Raw genomic sequence first — 16,821 nt, 5'->3', positions numbered from 1 at the left:
AAGCTCAGACGCGGAGATGGTCGCCACGGTCGAACAGTGCGGCCATGTCAGGCTTGGTCAGGAACACCCAGGCATAGGCGGTCAGGGCCATGCCCAGCGGGCCGGCCAGCACCGCCAGCCAGGCCGCGCGCTGGCACCAGGCCAGCCCGGTGCGACGCGACAGCAGGCGCGCGGTGTGCAGCTGCACGAAGCCCAGCACCGCAGCCAGCACTGAAACGGCGCCGTACACGGTGGCAAGTACCGCGCCATCGTCCAGCCCGCGCGAGCTGGCAACCAGGCCGATGAAGCCGAGGAAGGCCAGCGCGGCCACCCAGTGGAAACCCGCCAGCGCGTAGAACAGCACCTTCAGCGTCTGCAGGTGGCTGCCCAGCTGAAGGTGCGCCAGGGTCTGCTGCGGCAGCGGCGGAGGTGCGCCCGGGCTCGTCATGCCGCCGTGCCCGCTGTGTCGAACGCGGCCTTGACCTGCGGACGCAGCAGCGTGATCAGGCTGAGTACTCCCAGCACGGTACCGATCGGCGTGAACAGACAGGCCAGCCCGGCCACGATCAGGCACAGCAGGTAGCGGCGGCGGCGGGCCAGGCAACGGCCGGCGTAGGCCACGAACGCGCCCAGGGTGACGCCACCGAACACGATGACACAGCCGATCACGACGAACATCCAGCCGAACACGCGCTGTTCGGCCGGCGACGAGGGCTGGCCGCCGGAGTTCATCGGCAGGTTGCCGGTGAGCGCGGTGACGCCGAGCACGATGTGGACGATGAAGATCAGCGAGAACAGCGCGATCAGGCCGCCGACCACGTAGTGCGCGATTGACAGCATGCGCAGGTGGTCGGCGTCCTGGGGGCTGAACGCCGGTACCGCCGTCGTTGGCGGCGGCACGGGGGTAGGGGGCAGCGGGGGCATTGCGTCCATGCGGGCTCCTCGGGGCCGGGTTCAGCCGATGTGGACGCGCTCGGCGCCTTCAGCAGTGACCACCTGGCCGATGGTCCAGTGGTCCAGGCCCTGCGCCTTGACCGCCTCGGACACGGCGGCGACCTGGTCGGCTGCCACGATCAGCACGAAGCCGATGCCGCAGTTGAAGGTGCGCCACATCTCGCTGTCGGCCACGGCGCCTTCCTTCTGCAGCCACTGGAACACCGGCGGCAGGGTCCAGGACGATGCCTGGATGTCCAGGCCGAGGCCGTCGGGCACCACGCGGATGATGTTCTCGGTCAGGCCGCCACCGGTGATGTGGGCCATGCCGTGGATGGCCTCGCCGTGCGACTTCAGCAGTGCCAGGATCGGCTTCACGTACAGGCGGGTCGGTGCCATCAGCGCGTCGACCAGCTTCACGCCGCCCTCCAGCTCCAGGTCGGCCGGGCGGCCGGCGCGGTCGTAGATGCGGCGCACCAGCGAGTAGCCGTTGGAGTGCGGACCGGACGAGGCGATGCCGATCAGCACGTCGCCGGCGGCCACGCTGGCGCCGTCCTTCAGCTCGCTCTTCTCGACTGCGGCGACCGTGAAGCCGGCCAGGTCGTACTCGCCCGGGGCATACATGTCGGGCATTTCAGCGGTTTCGCCGCCGATCAGCGCGCAGCCGGCCTCGGTGCAGCCGTTGGCGATGCCGCCCACGACCGCTGCGGCGGTGTCGATGTCCAGCTTGCCGGTGGCGAAGTAGTCCAGGAAGAACAGCGGCTCGGCACCCTGCACCAGCACGTCGTTCACGCACATGGCGACCAGGTCGATGCCGATCGTATCGTGGCGGTTCAGCTGGTGGGCCAGCTTCAGCTTGGTGCCCACGCCATCGGTACCCGACACCAGCACCGGCTCGCGGTACTTGTTGGACAGGTCGAACAGGGCGCCGAAGCCGCCCAGGCCGCCCATCACTTCCGGGCGGAAGCTGCGCTTGACCAGGGGCTTGATCCGCTCGACCAGCGCGTTGCCGGCGTCGATGTCGACACCCGCGTCACGGTAGGTGAGGGGGGAAGGGGCGGAAGACGGGGTGTTGGTCACGGGCGTCGGCGCTGGCAGGGGTTGAATGAGCGATTTTAACAGGCCGCATTGGCGCAAAGGCCGTATTCGGGCAACAATTCCCCCGGATTCGTCGAGCCAATGGATGTCCTGATGCGCCGCAGCCTGATTCTGACCCTGCTCCTTGCACTGAGCCTGCCGGTGGCCACGATGGCCCAGAGCGGCCTGCGCACCGAGGGAGATGTCGCCACCGCTTCGGGGGCCTACGAGGCCGAAGTGCCCGTCAACAGCCAGGCCGAGGCCGATCGCAACGGTGCCCTGGCCCGTGCCCTGAGCGTGGTGCTGGGCAAGCTGTCCGGCGACCGCAACGTGATGTCACGCCCCGGCGTGGTGCAGGCGCTGCGCAATGCCAAGGACTACGTGGCCAGCTACGACTACAAGCAGGACCAGAGCGTGGGTGCCAGCGGCGCACCGAGCTTCCGGACCCTGCTGGTGGCCCGCTTCCGCGAGGATGACGTCGATTCGCTGGTCTCGGCGCTGGGCCTGCCGCTGTGGCCGCAGCCGCGACCGAAGCCGGTGCTGTGGCTGGCCGTCGACGACGGCAGTGGCCCGCGCCTGGTCAGCGTGCAGCAGGCCAATGCCGCCCGCCCGCTGCTGAACCGCGCCATCGAGCGGGGTTACAAGCTGGGCCTGCCCAGCGGCGGTGCTGCCGAACAGGCCCTGGCCGGTGCCATCTGGCGCCAGGACAGCGCCGCCGTGGCCCGTGCCTCCTCGCGCTACTCGCCGCCGATGCAGCTGATCGGCAAGCTTTACCGCGCCAACGGTGGCTGGCAGGCGGACTGGGTGTTCGTCGACAACGGCCGCGAACTGAACAAGTGGACCAGCAAGGACGCCAACGCCATGCGCGCGATGGCCGCCGGTGCCGACGGTGCCGCCGATGCGCTGGTCAAGCGCTATGCCAAGGCCGGCGTGGCCGTCGGCCAGGCCGGCACCTACCGCGTGGTGGTCACCGGCATCAACAGCGCCGATGACTACCTGCGGCTGGCCGCTGGCCTGCGCGAGGTGCCGGTGGTGCGCAACGTCACCCCGCTGCACGCCTCGGCCGGCCAACTGGAGCTGAGCGTGGAGATGACCACCGGCCTGGCCGGCTTCAACCGCATGCTTGGCGACAACGGCGTGCTGGTGCCAAGCGCGCCGCTGCCGGCCCTGCCGACCCCGATCGATGACACCACCGGTGCCCCGGTGGCCGCGCCGGTCAGCAACGAGTACCGCCTGCGATGATCCTGAGCCCGGAAGCTGAAATCGCGCAGTTCCTGCGCCGGCTGAAGTACATCCTGTTCGCCGGCCTGATCGGCTGGGTGGTGTGGCTGCTGGCGCCGATCCTGACCCCGTTCGTGCTGGCACTGGCGCTGGCCTGGCTGGGTGACCCGCTGGTGGACCGCATCGAGGCCACCGGCCGCTCGCGCATGACCGGCGTGGTGCTGGTGTTCGCAGCGATGGTGCTGGTGATCGTGGCACTGCTGCTGGTGCTGGTGCCGATGATCGAGCGCCAGATCACCACCCTGATCGCGGCCGCGCCGCAGGCGCAGGCGTGGCTGATGCAGACCGGCATCCCCTGGTTCGAGCACAAGACCGGCCTGGAAGTGATGCAGTGGCTGGATCCGGACCGCCTGATCGAATGGGTGCGCAGCCATTGGCAGCAGGCCGGCGGTTTCGCCACCACGTTCATGGGCTACGTGTCGCGTTCGGGCTTTGCGATGGTGACCTGGGTGGTCAACATCCTGCTGCTGCCGATCCTGGCGTTCTACTTCCTGCGCGACTGGGACAAGCTGGTTGAGCGGGTGGCCTCGGTGATCCCGCGCAACCACATCGGCACCATCAGCGCGCTGGCGCGTGAGTCCAACGAAGTGCTGGGGGCGTTCATCCGCGGCCAGTTCCTGGTGATGCTGGCATTGGGCGTGATCTACGCCGGTGGCCTGTCGCTGGTCGGCCTCAAGCTGGGCCTGCTGATCGGCCTGATTGCCGGCCTGATCAGCTTCATCCCGTACCTGGGCGCGACCACCGGCGTGCTGATGGCGGTGATCGCCGCGCTGGTGCAGGCGCAGGGCTTCGACCTGAAGCTGCTGATCCTGGTCGGCGTGGTGTTCACCGTGGGTCAGCTGCTGGAAAGCTACGTGCTGACCCCGCGCATCGTCGGCGACAAGATCGGCCTGCACCCGGTGGCGGTGATCTTCGCGGTGATGGCCGGCGGCCAGCTGTTCGGCTTCCTCGGCATGCTGCTGGCGCTGCCGGTAGCGGCGGTGACCAACGTGCTGCTGCGCTATGCCCACCAGCGCTATCGGCAGAGCGAACTGTACGTGGGCGAGAAGCCGGCGATCGTGCTTGATGGCGTGGTCGACGCGCCCCATATCATCGTTCCGGACGACAAGGGCCCCGACCTGAAGTGATGGGTGTGCCGCAACTGCCGCTGGCCCTGCATTACCCGCGGGACCAGCGCCTGGAGACCTTCATCGGCGCGCCGGATGGCGCGCTGGCGCAGCTGCGCGCGATCGCGGTTGGCGCCAGCCACGACTGGGTCTACCTGGAAGGTGCGGCGGGAACCGGCAAGACCCACCAGGCGCTGGCGATGTGCTCCAGCGCCGAGCAGGCCGGACGGTTGCCGACGTACGTGCCGCTGGCCAGCGCCGCCGGCCGTGTCCGTGCGGCGCTTGATGGGCTGGAAGCGCGCGAACTGGTGGCGCTGGACGGCCTGGACGAGGTTGCCGGCAACCGCGAGGATGAGATCGCGCTGTTCGATTTCCACAACCGTGCGCGCGCTGCGGGCGTGACCGTGCTGTACACGGCACAGAAGGCGCCGGGCGAACTGGGCCTGGTGCTGCCGGACCTGCGCTCGCGGCTGGGCCAGTGCGTACGCGTGCTGCTGCAGCCGCTGGATGAGGAAGGGCGGGCGGCCGTGCTGCGCGAGCGTGCACTGCGACGCGGCCTGGCCATCGACGAAGCGGCCATCGAGTGGCTGCTGTCGCACACCGGCCGTGAGCTGGGTGGATTGATCACCCTGCTGGACTGGCTGGACCGCGAATCGCTGGCGGCGAAGCGGCGGATCACCGTGCCGTTCCTGCGCCAGGTGCTGGAAGAAGGCCGGCCTCGTTACTGAGCGATGTTGTTCGGCAGGGCTGCGCCCTGCACCCGCAGAAGCAACGTCAACGTCAAAAGCTGGCTTCCTGAGGGGAGGCGGGGCGCTGTGGGCTTGCGGGGCCGCCGTAAACCCGTCCCTGGGGGCTTGGTCGCCGCATCCATGCGGCTCACACCCCGCAAGCCCACAGCGCCCCGCCTTCGACAGGTTCCCGCGATCTGCCTGGTCTCTGTACTGCACTGCTGTTGGTGGGTGTCGACCTTGGTCGATACGTGTCTTGCTTATGGTGGGTGACGACCGTTGGTCGTCACCAGAGCGAGCGCAGCGAAGCGATCCGCTTTTGATTTTCTTTCTTTCTTCCGTGGCTGGACGCGCACGGAAACTGTCAGGGGCCGGGCGGGGTGGATTCGCGGGGGTGTCCGCGGCATGGATGCCGCGGCCAAGCCCCCAGGGACGGGTTCACGGCGTCCCCCGCGAATCCACCCCGCCCGGCCAGCTCACAATGCCAGTCGACTAACAGTCGACTCTACGCGACCAACCACGAGGGGCTCAGTCGTTCGCCGCCAACTCCGCATCCAGCGCGCGCAGGCGATCCACGGTGCCGACGTCGGTCCAGCGTCCGCGATGGTGCTGCCCGGTCATCAACCCCTGCGCCATGAAGTGCTTCTGCAGCGGCACCACCGAGAACTTCGGTGGCAGCCGCTCGCTGCCCGGCGCATCGCCGATCACCGCGCGCCAGTCGGCCACGATCGAAGGACGGTACACGCCGATGCCGGCATAGGTCAGGCATGGTCCTTCGCGGTCGTGGTGCAGGAACCCCTGTGCATCCAGGCGGTAGTCACCATTCGGGTGCTGAACCGGATTGTCGACCAGCACCAGGTGCGCCTGGCCCTGCGGCTCGCGCGGCAGCGTGGCGAAATCGAAATCGGTCCAGATGTCGCCGTTCACTACCAGGAACGGGGCATCGCCCAGCACCGGCAGGGCGTTGAGGATGCCGCCGCCGGTTTCCAGCGGGGTCTGCCCTTCGTACAGGAAATGCAGGCGCAGGCCCCACTGGCTGCCATCGCCAAGCGTCGCCGGGAACTGTTCGGCCAGCCATGCGGTGTTGACCACCACCTCGCGCACGCCGAGTGCGGCCAGGCGTTCCAGGTGCCAGACGATCAACGGCTTGCCAGCCACTTCCAGCAGCGGCTTGGGCGTGTGCAGGGTCAGCGGGCGCATGCGCTCGCCGAGGCCGGCGGCAAAGACCAGCGCCTTCATCGGGCCACGCGCATCGGCGCGCCCAGCTCGGCCAGCGCCGGCTTGATGCGGTCGTCCAGCAGCTGCTGCAGCGGTGCCAGCTCGCGGTAGCGCGGCAGCACTTCATCCAGATAGGTGATGAAGCGCGGTGCGTCGTCGAGGTAATGGCCCTTGTTGTCGCGGTAACGCAGCCGGCAGAACAGGCCCAGGATCTTCACGTGGCGCTGGATGCCCATCCAGTCGGCATCGCGCAGGAAGGTGGCGCGGTCGGGCACCGGCAGGCCGGTGTCGCGGGCGCGCTCGTGATACTGCGCCAGCCATTCGTCCACGCGTTGCAGTGGCCAGCTCAGGAAGGCGTCCTTGAACAGGCTCACCGCATCGTAGGCGATCGGGCCGCGCACCAGGTCCTGGAAATCCAGGACCGCGGGGCCGTCGTCGACCGGCATCAGGTTGCGCGGCATGTAGTCGCGGTGGGTCATCAGCTGGGCCTGGCCCAGCGCGTTGTCCATCAGGCGGCGATGCACCAGCTGCAGGCCTTCGATCTCGCCGCAGTCCAGTTCAAGGTTCAGGTGGCGCTGCAGGAACCATTCGTCGAACAGGCCGGCATCGCGCTGCAGCAGTGCTTCGCCGAACTGGCCGAAGTCGGCCGGCACCGGGATCGCCTGCAGGCGCAGCAGCTGCTCGATCGAACGACCGAACCATTCGTCAGCGTTGCGCTCGTCGAGGATCCTGGCCAGGGTCGGGCCGCCGAGATCTTCCAGCAGCAGGAAGCCGGCATCCAGGTCCTGCGCGAGCAGCATGGGCACGCGCAGACCGTTGTCGTGCAGCAGGCCGCGCATGCGCAGCCACGGCCGCGGATCTTCCAGCCCCGGCGGGGCGTCCATCACGATGTGGCTGCCGCGCGTGCTGGTGGTGCGCCAGTAGCTGCGCATGCCGGCGTCAACCGAAGCGCGTTCGACCACCGCATTGGCATCATCGAGCTGGGTACGGGCCCACTGCAGGCGCTGCGCGCTGCGCTGGGGATCGGAGGCGGGTTCGGTCATGCGGGCATATCCGGGCGCGCCGGGCGCGCCAACGTCGGCAACAGGAAGGGAAGGGGGAGCGGCGTCAGCGGCGACCGCTGAACAGGCGCAGGACGGCCAGCACGGCCACCGCGCCCACCGCCGCGCCGAGGAAACCGGCCGGTTCGCCGGGGGCGTACCAGCCCATGTACTGGCCGAACCAACCGGCCAGCAGGGCACCAAGGATGCCCAGCACGATGGTCAGCAGGCAGCCCATGCGGTTGTTGCCGGGCATGAAGAAACGCCCGAGCAGGCCGACGAAGAAGCCGACCAGCAGGATGTACAGCCAGCTGCTGCTGCCGAACAGACCATTCATGCGCGCGGATTCCGCTTGAGTGTGGACGCAGCCTAGCAAGGCCAGGCTGCGTCCGTCACGAGTGCCGGATCAGCAGCAGCCGTGGTCGCCGTGGCGGGTGCCGCTGTCGGCAGCCACCGGCGAGCCGCTGGTCTCGCCGCGCAGGCTGGCGGCGTAGTGCTCGCTGATCACCTTGGACACGCAGGCGGTGACCTTCTTGCCCATCGGGATGTGCAGGAACTCGTTCGGGCCATGCGCATTGGAGTGCGGGCCGAGCACGCCGGTGATCATGAACTGCGCGCCCGGGAACTTCTCGCCCAGCATGCCCATGAACGGGATCGAGCCGCCCTCGCCCATGTACATCGCCGGCTTGCCGAAGAAGGCCTGGCTGGCGTCGTCGATGGCCTGGGTCAGCCACGGCGCCATCGCCGGGGCATTCCAGCCGGTGGAGGCCTTTTCCAGGTCCAGGGTGACCTGCGCGCCGTTCGGCGGGTCGCGCAGCAGTGCTTCCTTCAGCAGCTCGCCGCAGGTCTTGCCATCGGCGGTCGGCGGCAGGCGCAGCGACAGCTTCACCGAGGTCTGCGGACGCAGCACGTTGCCGGCCGATTCCAGCGGCGGCATGCCACCGACGCCGGTGACCGACAGCGCCGGGCGCCAGGTGCGGTTGAGCACCAGCTCGGCCAGGTCCTCGTTCATGGGGCGCAGGCCGTCGACCATCGGGAACTTCTCGAAGATCTCGGTATCCACCACTTCGGCGGCACGCTTGGCCTGTTCCAGGCGCTCGGCCGGGATCTCCACGTTCATGCCGTCGATCAGGATGCGGCCGGTGTCCTGGTCCTCGATGCGCGAAAGGATCTGGCGCAGCAGGCGGAAGCTGGACGGGATCACGCCGGAGGCATCGCCGGAATGCACGCCTTCGTTGAGCACCTTCACGGTGAAATTGCCGCCGGTCAGGCCGCGCAGCGAGGTGGTGCACCACAGCTGGTCGTAGTTGGCGCAGCCCGAATCCAGGCAGACCACCAGCGACGGCTTGCCGATGCGGTCGGCCAGGTGGTCGACGTAGGCCGGCAGGTCATAGCTGCCGGACTCTTCACACGCTTCGATCAGCACCACGCAGCGGGCGTGCGGCAGGCCCTGGGCCTGCAGTGCCAGTACCGCAGCCAGCGAGCCGAAGATCGCGTAGCCGTCGTCCGCACCGCCGCGGCCATACAGCTTGTCGCCGCGCAGGACCGGGGTCCACGGGCCGAGGTCGTCGTCCCAGCCGGTCATTTCCGGCTGCTTGTCCAGGTGGCCATAGAGCAGGATGGTGTCGTCGCCGGTTTCGGCGCCGGTAGCCGGAATTTCCAGGAAGATCAGCGGGGTACGGCCTTCCAGGCGCACCACTTCAACCTTCAGGCCGGGCAGCTGCTGGGCCTTGGCCCAGTTCTCCATCAGGGTGACCGCCTGTTCCATGTAGCCGTTCTGCACCCAATTGGCGTCGAACATCGGCGACTTGTTGGGAATGCGGATGTAGTCGACCAACTGCGGGACGATTTCGCTGTCCCACTTGTCATTGACGAATTGGCCGAGCTTGGCGCTGTCCATCTGAAACTCCGGTTGCATGGGCTGATCCGGCCATTCTACGCCTGTGCCGCGGGTAGGGTTTTTCCTACATCACGTCGGGTATTTGGCTGGCTTACGGAAATCCGGGAAACCGATAGGCTGTGCACATGTGGTGACGGACACTGTTCCTGCCGACGGGATTGCCGGTCGGGGCGGCCAGAATCACAGGGAGATACACGTCGTGCCTTGGTTTGTCGTGTTGAGGGCGCTGGTGCTGGTAGTGGGGATCGCTGGGGCGCATGCCGCCGAACCGATCGACATCAACCGCGCCGATGCCCAGGCGCTGCAGCAGGGATTGACGATGGTCGGAGCCGCCAAGGCCGAGGCGATCGTCGAGCACCGGCGCAGACACGGCCCGTTTCATCGCGTCGAGGACCTGACGCAGGTGAAGGGAATAGGGAAAGCGATCGTCGAACGGAATCGACAGCGGATCACCGTAGGCAACAGGTTGTTGCCGGCGGATCCGGTACCCGGATCGGTACCGGTGCGGACCGTACCCAGGCGCTGACAGCAGGAATCGTCGGAACCGGCAGGAGGCTGGTTCACCGGTCACGGACAGGAAGGCCGTGACCACCGACCGCCGCAGGACGCGGCACCAATCACCAGGATGGTGGCATCACAGACCTGTGGAAGGGGCTGAGATACAAACAGGACAGACGCGGCCGCGTGCAGGATGCAACGCTACCCCCACAGCGCAGGATGCGAGGGGGCGGCAGCAGGCCGACAAGGACGTAACGATTGCCCGGTACGACACATGGCTGTGTCGCCGGGCAATTTCATTTCCGGCGCCTGGTTTTGCCGCGGCCACCACGGGCCGATGGTGTACGGTGGCCGCTCCGCATGGAAAGGACCCCGCTGGATGCTTGTGCACCGCCCCACGACCCTGATGCTCGCCCTGGCACTGACCCTGCCACTGCTGGCCCATGCCGCTGCGCCGACGCCGACAGCCAAGCCTGCGGCCGAAGCCAGCACCGCCGACGTGCGCGGGCCGACCGACCTGAAACCGGGCGAGTACCTGTGGCATCCGGAAATCTCGCCGACCGGCCCGATCGTGCTGGTGGTCAGCCTCGATGAGCAGCGTGCCTACGTTTACCGCAACGGCATCGCCATCGGCCTGACCACGATCAGCTCGGGCAAGGCCGGGCACGAGACGCCGACCGGCGTATTCACCATCCTGCAGAAGGACAAGGACCACAGGTCCAACCTCTACAACAGCGCGCCGATGCCCTACATGCAGCGGCTGACCTGGGATGGCATCGCCCTGCATGGCGGCAGCCTGCCCGGGCATCCGGCCTCGCATGGCTGCGTGCGCCTGCCGCAGGCGTTCGCGCAGAAGCTGTTCAGCGAAACCCAGCGCGGCGATACGGTGGTGGTGGCCGACGCCAAGAGTTCGCCGATGACCCTGGCCTATCCTTCGGTGCTGGCCCCGGTCAACGCGCGCGGCCAGGCTTTGCCGGAAACCGAGGGCGGGGCCCCGGCGCAGGCCTGGTGGGACGACAGCGCAGCCCCGGCCGGGCAGGTCGGCATCCTGGTCAGCCTGCATGACCAGCGCCTGTACGTGCTGCGCGATGGCGTGATGATCGGCGAGTCGCCGCTGAAGGCCGACGCCCTGCCCGCATTCCAGGGCACCACGCTGTTCGTGATGGGGCAGGGCTACAGCGATACGCCCAGCCCGCTGGACGTGAACCAGCGCCTGCACCAGTGGACGGCCTATCCGCTGCTGGGCCAGGATCGTGCCCAGGCCACCCCGGACCTGCTGGCCACGCCCTCGTTGCCAATGGCGCTGCCGGCCGATTTTGCCCGCCAGCTGTACCAGGTGCTGGTGCCGGGCACGACCCTGCTGGTGACCTCGTTGCCGGCGGTCCGCCCAAGCCCGGCTGAATCCGGAATGCAGCCGGTCTTGGAATCCGAGCCGCCAGGGTCCACCCTCAAGGGCAACTGAGTCCCCTCGTTGTGCCCATGACTGCATCCCGCCTGTGCCGGCTGGCCGCGTTCGGCCTGCTGGCGACCTCGGCCAGCGCCCCGGCGCTGGCACAGACGCCCGCCCTTGCCACCAGCGCTGATGATCTGGCTGCCTTGCTGTCGCGCAGTGCGCCCAAGGCCGACCGCCACGTGTTGCAGCTGGCGGCGCACGCCATGCGCTGTGCGTTGCAGCGGCCGGAGCTGGGCATCAACGGTGATCGTCTCAGCGTGATCGATTATTCGCGGCCGTCCACCGAGCCGCGCCTGTGGGTGTTCGACCTGGCCCACCAGCGCCTGCTGTTCGAGGAATGGGTGGCGCATGGCCGCAACAGCGGCGAGAACCGCACCCAGCACTTCTCCAACCGCGATGGGAGTTTCATGTCCAGCCTCGGCGCGTTTACCGCGCAGGAGACCTACATGGGCGGTAATGGATATTCGCTGCGCCTGGCCGGGCTGGAGCCGGGCTTCAACGACCGTGCGCGCGAACGCGCGATCGTCATCCACGGTGCGCCGTACGTGAACCCGGCCACCGCGCAGCTACAGGGGCGCTTGGGTCGCAGCCTGGGTTGCCCGGCGGTGCGCCTTTCGGTGGCCAAGCCGCTGATCGATGCGTTGCGTGGCGGCACGATGGTGTTTGCTTACTACCCTGACCAGGATTGGCTGAAGCACTCGCAGCTGCTGGCCGGCGGATGCGGTGGCCAGGGCACGCTCGCTACGCGGTGATGCATGATGGCGCGTGGCGTGATGCAATGCGCCGATGAACGTCGACTCCCTGTTGCACACTCCGAGCCAGGTCATTTCCAGCCTGGACTATCGTCGCGAACGCTGGCGGAATGGACTTGGCTGGACCCGCGAGATCCTGCGCCTGCCCGCACAGGGTGATGACTGGGCGCTGCGCCTGTCGGTGGCCGAGATCGAGCAGGACGCTGCGTTCTCCACCTTCCCCGGCGTGGAGCGAGAACTGGTGCTGCTGCAGGGCAATGGCGTGCGCCTGCGTTTCGAGGATGGCCGCGTGGCCCAGGTGCTGCCGCCGCACGGGCGGGTGCGCTTTGCCGGTGAAGAAGCGCTGCACGGTGAACTGGTCGATGGCACCACCCACGACTTCAACCTGATGTGGAAGCGCGAGCTGCTGCAGGCCGAACTGCTGCACCGGCCGCTGGTGGGATCGATGTTCTTCTTCTGCGAACCGGGCGTTGCGTGGGCGCTGCATCTGCTGGCCGGACAGGCGCAGTTCGGTGCCGATAGTGGCCTGCCGGCGCTGCAGGCGGGAGACACCGCGTGGTTGGCGGCGGGCGAGAGGCAACGGCATGCGCTCAGCGGTGGTGGCGAGTTGTTGGCGATACGGGTGAGCGCGGCGGGAGCATGATTCCTGGGCGCCGGTGGGCGCCATCCACGCATGGCGTGGATCTACTGCCGTGCGGTTGCCACCATGCCTGGGCACGCCGTCATGGTGCGGCTGTGGTTGGGGTCAGAGCCCTTTCCTGCGGAAAGGGAACCGACCCCGACGGTTCGTTCAATACACATCGCGCCGGTAACGACCGGCCAGCAGCATCGCTTCCTTGCCTGCGGTACCCAGCACCCGCTCGATCACTGCATCCACGCCCGGGGCCATGCCCTGCAGGCTGCCGCAGACCAGGATCGTCGCGCCTTCATCGACCCACTGCCGCAGCGTCGCCGCTTCGGCCTGCAGCCGGTCCTGCACATAGCGATGCGCGCCGCCGTCGCGGCTGAACACTGCATCCAGCCGTGCCAGCGTGCCGCTGGCCAGCATCGCCTGCAGTTCTTCGCCGAAATGGAAGTCGTGCGCGGCGGTGCGCTCGCCGAACAGCAGCCAGGTGCGGCGCGCGCCACGCTGGGCACGTTCGTGCAGGTGCGCGCGCAGGCCGGCGATGCCGGTGCCGTTGCCGATCAGCAGCAGCGGTACATCGGCGGGCACGCCATGGAAATTGTCGTTGCGGCGCAGCCGCAGTTGCACCGGTTCGCCGATGGGCGCGTGGTCGCACAGCCAGCCGCTGCCGATGCCGGGTGTACCGTCGGCGCGCAGTTGGCGGCGCACCAGCAGCTCCACCGCGCCGTCGGCCATCACCGAGGCGATCGAGTACTCGCGATGCGGCAGCGGTTGCAGGGTTGCCAGCAGTGCGGGCAGATCACCCGGGGGAACCAGCGATGGCAGATGTGAGCGCTCGATACGGGCCAGCAACGCCTGCCCGTCATCCAGCATGGTGTCTGCATTGAAGCCCTGTGCATCGAGCCAGGCGCGCGCGCTGTGGCGTGGGTGCTGCGGGCCGATCTCGGCGATGTCGCCGGCCTGCCACTGCACATCGACGCCAGGCGGTGGCTGCAGGCGCACCCGGTACACCGGGCCGCCGGGGCTGCCCGGATTCAGATGCTGGCGTTGCAGCAACGTCCACGGCTGATACTCGGCCGGGCTCCAGTCAGGCAGTTCAGTGGCGCCTCCGCCAAGTTGTCCCAGCAACTGCTGCCAATGTCGCAGCGCCGCCGGATCGGCATTGTCGACCTCGATCGCATCGAACAGCGGGTGCGCGCCATGCTGGCGCAGCCACTGGTCCAGCTGGTGGCCGAATCCGCAGAAGTGGCCATAGCTGCGGTCGCCCAGCGCGAGCACGCCGTACTGCAGATGCTGCAACGGAGGCGGCGTGGCCATCACCCCGCGCAGGAACGGCAGGGCGTGGTCGGGCGGATCGCCTTCGCCGGTGGTGCTGGCAATGAACAGCGCGCGCTGGCTGTCGGCCAGCAACGCTGCATCCACCTGGTGCAATCCGCGCACACGCACCGGCACGCCGGCACCACGCAGGGCCTCGGCACTGCGTTCGGCCAGTTCGCGGGCAAAGCCGGTCTGGCTGGACCAGACCAGCAGGAGCGGCGCGGTATCGGCGGACGCCGCATCATCGCGCGGACGAGTGCGCCACCACAGGGCTGCGCAGGCCAGCGCGTACAGCGCGGTGGCGATGATGGCGATCTGCGATTGCCGTGCCGGCGGTGCGCCCTGCCACCAGGCGTCGCCGAGGTGCAGGCGCAGCAGCGCCCAGGCGATCAGCGCCAGTACGATCAGTACAAGTGTGTTGCCGAGCCACGCACGCGATGGCCGAGTGCTCATGCGTCCTGCCCGTCGAGCAGGCGCTGGAAGGCGCTGCTGAGAAATTCCTGCGGGGCGTCTGCGGTGCGTTGCAGGTAGCGCGCGGCCAGTCCTTCGCGCTCGGCCAGCGCCATGCCCTGTTCGCGACCCAGCACGGTCAGTGCGGTAGCCCAGGCATCGGCGTGCATGGCGTCGTCGGCCACGACGGTGACCGCTGCGGCGACCTGCTGCACCGGCCTGCCCGTACGCGGGTCGAGGCTGTGGCTGTAGGCCTCGCCATCGGCCTGGTACTGGTGCCAGCGATCGCCCGAAGTGGCCACCGCCTTGCCGTCCAGCGCCAGCACCCGTGGCGGGGTTTCGGTGTGCACATCCTCTTCCGGTGCGGATTCCACCAGCACGCGCCACGGTTGGCCGTCCGGTTTTCTGCCGTAGCCGGCCAGTTCGCCACCCACTTCGATCAGCGCCGCCGCAATCCCTTGCCTACGCAGCCAGGCGGCGACGTGGTCGACGCCGAAGCCCTTGGCGATCGCAGAGAGATCCAGTTCCAGCCGGCCCGGTTGCAGCAGCGCATCATCCTGCCACTGCAGGCGCTGCCAACCGCAACGCTCACGGGTGGCCTGCAGGGTAGCGGCGTCGGGCTGGCGGCGTTCACCGGCATGTGCACCGAAGCCCCACAGTGCAACCAGCGGACCGATGGTGGGATCGAAGGCGCCGTCACTGGCGGCAGCGATGGCCTGTGCGCAGGTCACAACGTGGCGGGTCTCCGCCGGCAGCACGCACCATTGGCCAGCGTCGGCGCGGTTGTAGCGGCTCAGATCCGAGCCGGGCTCCCAGGTGCTCATCTGCGCGACCACGTCGTCCAACCGCGCCTGGATGCCGGCGTGCAGCGGGTGCAGGTCGCGCTGGCGCGACGCGACCAGCGACACGCTCCAGGTGGTGCCCATGGTGGTGCCACCGAGGCGGGCGATGTCGAGATGGGAATCGGTCATGGTGATGCGTTGCGGTGGCGATGCCGGGGAATGCCCGGCATCGCGGTCCACATTACTGCGGCAGCACTTCCAGCGTGGCGACGTAGCTCAGGCGGCGCTTGGCGGCCTGCTTCACCGACGTCTTGTTGTCCTCGGTGCCGGTCTCCAGCCAGTACATGCCGGCTTCCGGCCAGGTCACCTTGATCTCACCCTTGGCATCGCTGGTCAGCTTCAGCTCGTCCTGCGCGTTGCGGTAGCGGGTGGCGCCACGCACGATCTCGAACTGCAGGCCGGCGGTCGGCTTGCCATCGACCAGCACGCGGAAGGTGGCTTCCTCGCCGGCGAACAGGTCATTCGGGTGGCCGACGGCGACCAGCTCGATGCCACGGTTGGTCGGCTTCAGCGCGGTGTCGTTCGGCGCACCGTTGGTGACAAAGGTCTCCACGCGGCCGATCGACTGGCTCACTTCCAGCTTCTTCGCATCCTTCGGCAGTTCACCGAAGGTAGCCACGCTGCCGCGCCAGCGCTTGCGCTCGCCGTTCTGCTCGTACGTGGCGAACAGGCCGTCATTGACCGACGCGATGCGGTAAGTGCCCGACTGCTTCAGTTCGATGTCGAACACGCTGCGGTACTTGCCGGTCGACGCGTTCTGCGGCTGCACGGTGCTGCCGTCCGGCGCGGTGATCACCAGCGATTCCAGGCGCAGCGGCACGTGGTTGAAGTAGAACAGATCGTTGGAGACCGCACCGTCGACGGTGATCCACGGCGCGTTGCCGGCGATCACGGTCTGCGAGGGCAGCAGCCAGGCCTTGTGGGCCAGGGCGGAGAAGGGAAGGGCAGCGGCCAGGGCGGCGGCGAGGACGAGCGTGCGCTTCATGCGGAAGACTCCAGTGGATGCGGATGGGTGGGGTCAGAGCCCTTTCCGCGGGAAAGGGATCCGACCCCGGGGTCGGATCCCTTCCGCAGGAAGGGCTCTGACCCGGATGAGCGGTCAGGGTTTGACGGCGAGGGTGACCTGGCCCAGTTCGGTGGCGCCCTGCGCCTTGCCGTTCTGCGCGGCGGTGGCCGGCCAGGTGAAGGGGATCTTCAGCAGTTCGCGGCCACCGACTTCGCGCACCGCTTCCACCACCAGGGTGTAGTTGCCCGGGGCCAGTTGCTTCAGTGCCGGCTGCCTGTCGTTGAACGACAGCGCGTGCTTGCCGGCCGGGCGGGTCGGGCCGGTCACGCCGTCCACCGGCACCTGCAGGGTGCGGCCGCTCTTGCGCCACCACTGGCGCAGGTCGGGCAGCCACTTGGTGCCGTGGCCTTCGCTGTTGCTGGTCTGCTGGTACCAGACCGACAGGTTGGCCGCGACCTTCTGGTCGGCGCCTTCCAGCCACACCGCCACGTACGGGCGGTGGTACTCGGCCACGTTGAGCTTGGGCACTTCGACGTTGATGTCGAGGGTGGTGGCGTACGCCGGCGAGGTGGCCAGCAGGCCGCTGAGGGCGATGGTCAGGGTGACGCGCATGGGG

The 16,821-nt window shown here is 68.3% G+C and carries 18 protein-coding genes; 7 read left to right on the top strand and 11 right to left on the bottom strand.

Annotation, left to right across the window (positions count from 1 at the left end; all coding sequences use genetic code 11):
* Nucleotides 1-4: 4 nt before the first annotated feature.
* Genes J3A72_RS19605 through purM form a run of 3 tightly spaced genes read right to left on the bottom strand, consistent with a single transcriptional unit; the run spans nt 5 to nt 1,992 of the window.
* Complete coding sequence (locus J3A72_RS19605; RefSeq protein ID WP_075076688.1) at nt 5-427, bottom strand: hypothetical protein; 423 nt, start codon at nt 425-427, stop codon at nt 5-7.
* A complete protein-coding gene (locus J3A72_RS19600; RefSeq protein WP_032957615.1) occupies nt 424-912 on the bottom strand; it encodes a hypothetical protein in 489 nt (162 codons plus the stop codon). The genes J3A72_RS19605 and J3A72_RS19600 overlap by 4 nt, the downstream gene beginning before the upstream one ends.
* A 21-nt stretch (nt 913-933) precedes the next feature.
* Nucleotides 934-1,992, bottom strand: coding sequence for a phosphoribosylformylglycinamidine cyclo-ligase (gene purM, locus J3A72_RS19595; protein WP_014646244.1), 1,059 nt, complete (start codon nt 1,990-1,992; stop codon nt 934-936).
* A 99-nt stretch (nt 1,993-2,091) separates the two neighbouring features.
* Here purM and J3A72_RS19590 point away from each other — a divergent pair, with 99 nt between their 5' ends.
* Genes J3A72_RS19590 through hda form a run of 3 tightly spaced genes read left to right on the top strand, consistent with a single transcriptional unit; the run spans nt 2,092 to nt 5,104 of the window.
* On the top strand, nt 2,092-3,231 hold the full coding sequence (locus J3A72_RS19590; protein ID WP_075076689.1) for a DUF2066 domain-containing protein: 1,140 nt from the start codon (nt 2,092-2,094) through the stop codon (nt 3,229-3,231).
* Nucleotides 3,228-4,397: an AI-2E family transporter gene (locus J3A72_RS19585; RefSeq protein ID WP_053496371.1), complete on the top strand. Its 1,170-nt coding sequence runs from the start codon at nt 3,228-3,230 to the stop codon at nt 4,395-4,397. Before J3A72_RS19590 ends, J3A72_RS19585 begins: the two co-directional genes overlap by 4 nt.
* Complete coding sequence (gene hda / locus J3A72_RS19580) at nt 4,397-5,104, top strand: DnaA regulatory inactivator Hda (RefSeq protein WP_014646247.1); 708 nt, start codon at nt 4,397-4,399, stop codon at nt 5,102-5,104. Before J3A72_RS19585 ends, hda begins: the two co-directional genes overlap by 1 nt.
* Nucleotides 5,105-5,632: 528 nt before the next feature.
* Here the strand turns inward: hda and murU are convergent.
* The 4 genes from murU to J3A72_RS19560 form a co-directional block, all read right to left on the bottom strand.
* Nucleotides 5,633-6,343, bottom strand: a complete 711-nt coding sequence (murU, locus tag J3A72_RS19575; RefSeq protein ID WP_075077020.1) for an N-acetylmuramate alpha-1-phosphate uridylyltransferase MurU — start codon at nt 6,341-6,343, stop codon at nt 5,633-5,635.
* On the bottom strand, nt 6,340-7,365 hold the full coding sequence (locus J3A72_RS19570; RefSeq protein WP_014646249.1) for a phosphotransferase: 1,026 nt from the start codon (nt 7,363-7,365) through the stop codon (nt 6,340-6,342). The genes murU and J3A72_RS19570 overlap by 4 nt, the downstream gene beginning before the upstream one ends.
* Nucleotides 7,366-7,429: 64 nt before the next feature.
* Nucleotides 7,430-7,699, bottom strand: a complete 270-nt coding sequence (locus tag J3A72_RS19565) for a GlsB/YeaQ/YmgE family stress response membrane protein (protein ID WP_075077021.1) — start codon at nt 7,697-7,699, stop codon at nt 7,430-7,432.
* A 69-nt stretch (nt 7,700-7,768) separates the two neighbouring features.
* Nucleotides 7,769-9,262: a M20 family metallopeptidase gene (locus J3A72_RS19560; RefSeq protein ID WP_075077022.1), complete on the bottom strand. Its 1,494-nt coding sequence runs from the start codon at nt 9,260-9,262 to the stop codon at nt 7,769-7,771.
* 199 nt (nt 9,263-9,461) lie between these two features.
* Between J3A72_RS19560 and J3A72_RS19555 the strand changes: the two genes are divergently transcribed.
* From J3A72_RS19555 to J3A72_RS19540, 4 genes are all read left to right on the top strand, one after another.
* Complete coding sequence (locus J3A72_RS19555) at nt 9,462-9,788, top strand: helix-hairpin-helix domain-containing protein (RefSeq protein WP_014036262.1); 327 nt, start codon at nt 9,462-9,464, stop codon at nt 9,786-9,788.
* 351 nt (nt 9,789-10,139) lie between these two features.
* Nucleotides 10,140-11,222, top strand: coding sequence for a L,D-transpeptidase (locus J3A72_RS19550; protein ID WP_041863141.1), 1,083 nt, complete (start codon nt 10,140-10,142; stop codon nt 11,220-11,222).
* A gap of 17 nt (nt 11,223-11,239) precedes the next feature.
* A complete protein-coding gene (locus tag J3A72_RS19545; RefSeq protein ID WP_032957373.1) occupies nt 11,240-11,965 on the top strand; it encodes a murein L,D-transpeptidase catalytic domain family protein in 726 nt (241 codons plus the stop codon).
* A 34-nt stretch (nt 11,966-11,999) separates the two neighbouring features.
* Nucleotides 12,000-12,608: a HutD family protein gene (locus J3A72_RS19540; RefSeq protein ID WP_049441065.1), complete on the top strand. Its 609-nt coding sequence runs from the start codon at nt 12,000-12,002 to the stop codon at nt 12,606-12,608.
* Between the two features lie 147 nt (nt 12,609-12,755).
* Here J3A72_RS19540 and J3A72_RS19535 read toward each other — a convergent pair whose 3' ends face one another.
* From J3A72_RS19535 to J3A72_RS19520, 4 genes are all read right to left on the bottom strand, one after another.
* The gene (locus J3A72_RS19535) at nt 12,756-14,360 is read right to left on the bottom strand and encodes a sulfite reductase subunit alpha (protein ID WP_075077023.1); all 1,605 of its coding nucleotides are present in this window, start codon (nt 14,358-14,360) and stop codon (nt 12,756-12,758) included.
* Entirely contained in the window at nt 14,357-15,328 is a 972-nt protein-coding gene (locus J3A72_RS19530) for an FAD:protein FMN transferase (protein ID WP_046429359.1), read from the bottom strand. Before J3A72_RS19530 ends, J3A72_RS19535 begins: the two co-directional genes overlap by 4 nt.
* Nucleotides 15,329-15,380: 52 nt before the next feature.
* On the bottom strand, nt 15,381-16,184 hold the full coding sequence (locus J3A72_RS19525; protein WP_049405594.1) for a DUF4198 domain-containing protein: 804 nt from the start codon (nt 16,182-16,184) through the stop codon (nt 15,381-15,383).
* 114 nt (nt 16,185-16,298) lie between these two features.
* Nucleotides 16,299-16,817, bottom strand: coding sequence for a DUF2271 domain-containing protein (locus J3A72_RS19520; protein ID WP_005408420.1), 519 nt, complete (start codon nt 16,815-16,817; stop codon nt 16,299-16,301).
* Nucleotides 16,818-16,821 lie beyond the last annotated feature (4 nt).

It is taken from the genome of Stenotrophomonas sp. PvP093, from assembly GCF_017876915.1.
In the GTDB taxonomy this organism is placed as follows: Bacteria; Pseudomonadota; Gammaproteobacteria; order Xanthomonadales; family Xanthomonadaceae; genus Stenotrophomonas; species Stenotrophomonas muris.
This window is presented reverse-complemented; position numbering and strand designations above follow the sequence as displayed.

Bases quoted from the DNA above. Each gene is read 5' to 3' on its own strand.
- J3A72_RS19605 (WP_075076688.1), bottom strand. From the start codon at position 427: ATGACGAGCCCGGGCGCACCTCCGCCGCTGCCGCAGCAGACCCTGGCG.
- J3A72_RS19600 (WP_032957615.1), bottom strand. From the start codon at position 912: ATGGACGCAATGCCCCCGCTGCCCCCTACCCCCGTGCCGCCGCCAACG.
- J3A72_RS19590 (WP_075076689.1), top strand. From the start codon at position 2,092: ATGGATGTCCTGATGCGCCGCAGCCTGATTCTGACCCTGCTCCTTGCA.
- J3A72_RS19585 (WP_053496371.1), top strand. From the start codon at position 3,228: ATGATCCTGAGCCCGGAAGCTGAAATCGCGCAGTTCCTGCGCCGGCTG.
- hda (WP_014646247.1), top strand. From the start codon at position 4,397: ATGGGTGTGCCGCAACTGCCGCTGGCCCTGCATTACCCGCGGGACCAG.
- murU (WP_075077020.1), bottom strand. From the start codon at position 6,343: ATGAAGGCGCTGGTCTTTGCCGCCGGCCTCGGCGAGCGCATGCGCCCG.
- J3A72_RS19570 (WP_014646249.1), bottom strand. From the start codon at position 7,365: ATGACCGAACCCGCCTCCGATCCCCAGCGCAGCGCGCAGCGCCTGCAG.
- J3A72_RS19565 (WP_075077021.1), bottom strand. From the start codon at position 7,699: ATGAATGGTCTGTTCGGCAGCAGCAGCTGGCTGTACATCCTGCTGGTC.
- J3A72_RS19560 (WP_075077022.1), bottom strand. From the start codon at position 9,262: ATGGACAGCGCCAAGCTCGGCCAATTCGTCAATGACAAGTGGGACAGC.
- J3A72_RS19550 (WP_041863141.1), top strand. From the start codon at position 10,140: ATGCTTGTGCACCGCCCCACGACCCTGATGCTCGCCCTGGCACTGACC.
- J3A72_RS19545 (WP_032957373.1), top strand. From the start codon at position 11,240: ATGACTGCATCCCGCCTGTGCCGGCTGGCCGCGTTCGGCCTGCTGGCG.
- J3A72_RS19540 (WP_049441065.1), top strand. From the start codon at position 12,000: ATGAACGTCGACTCCCTGTTGCACACTCCGAGCCAGGTCATTTCCAGC.
- J3A72_RS19535 (WP_075077023.1), bottom strand. From the start codon at position 14,360: ATGAGCACTCGGCCATCGCGTGCGTGGCTCGGCAACACACTTGTACTG.
- J3A72_RS19530 (WP_046429359.1), bottom strand. From the start codon at position 15,328: ATGACCGATTCCCATCTCGACATCGCCCGCCTCGGTGGCACCACCATG.
- J3A72_RS19525 (WP_049405594.1), bottom strand. From the start codon at position 16,184: ATGAAGCGCACGCTCGTCCTCGCCGCCGCCCTGGCCGCTGCCCTTCCC.
- J3A72_RS19520 (WP_005408420.1), bottom strand. From the start codon at position 16,817: ATGCGCGTCACCCTGACCATCGCCCTCAGCGGCCTGCTGGCCACCTCG.